General features: G+C 61.1%; 1 rRNA gene. It reads right to left on the reverse strand.

Annotated features, from left to right (window positions below):
• Positions 1-1,116, reverse strand: a 23S ribosomal RNA gene (locus tag DMP11_RS10065); the annotation flags it as partial.

A 1,116-nucleotide genomic window follows, 5' to 3' on the forward strand; every position in this document is an offset into this window, starting at 1 on the left:
GCTTCTCCGCAGCGCGGAACGCTCCCCTACCGCTGAAAAAATCAGCCCGCCGCTTCGGTGCGATGCTTAGCCCCGTGTATTGTCGGCGCATGTCCACTCGACCAGTGAGCTGTTACGCACTCTTTAAATGCATGGCTGCTTCTAAGCCAACATCCTGGTTGTCTGGGCAGACGCACATCCTTTGCCACTCAGCATCGACTTGGGGACCTTAGCGGGCGGTCTGGGCTGTTTCCCTCTCGAGCACACAGCTTAGCCCACATGCTCTGACTCCCGGCCTCTGAACCCGCGGCATTCGGAGTTCGGTTCCCGTCGGTAGGCGGTGAAGCCCCCTCGGGGATCCGGTGGCTCTACCACCGCGGGTGAACGGCCGAGGCTAGCCCTAAAGCTATTTCGGGGAGAACGAGATATCTCCGGGTTTGATTGGCCTTTCACCCCTATCCTGAGGTCATCCCCTCCGTTTTCAACCGAAGTGGGTTCGGCCCTCCACGGGGTCTTACCCCCGCTTCAGCCTGCCCCAGGATAGCTCACCCGGCTTCGCGTCTGCAGCGCGCGACTGTAACGCCATCTTAAAGGCTCGCTTTCGCTGCGGCTCGTTTAAAAACTTAACCTCGCCGCACACCGCAACTCGCTGGCTCATTCTACAAAAGGCACGCCGTCACAGCGCAAAGGCTGCTCCGACTGCTTGCGGGCGCACGGTTTCAGGTACTGTTTCACTCCCCTCTCGGGGTGCTTTTCACCTTTCCCTCACGGTACTGGTTCGCTATCGGTCACAGGAGAGTGTTTAGCCTTGGAGGGTGGTCCCCCCGGCTTCGGACCGGGTTTCACGTGTCCGGCCCTACTCGGGATACACTGCAGTGGTCCGATCGGTTTCGCGTACGGGGCTCTCACCCTCTGCGGCCGGCCCTTCCATGCCGTTCCGCTACCGATCGGATTTGTAACCACTCCGCGGAGGGCAGCTCCGCGACGAGTGTCCCGCAACCCCCGGGCGGCAACGCCTGCCGCTTACACTCGCCCGGGTTTGGGCTCTTGCGCTTTCGCTCGCCGCTACTCGCGCAATCTCGGTTGATTTCTCTTCCTCGGGGTACTTAGATGTTTCAGTTCCCCCGGTTGTCCCCC

Source organism: Parvibacter caecicola (assembly GCF_003725335.1).
In the GTDB taxonomy this organism is placed as follows: Bacteria; Actinomycetota; Coriobacteriia; order Coriobacteriales; family Eggerthellaceae; genus Parvibacter; species Parvibacter caecicola.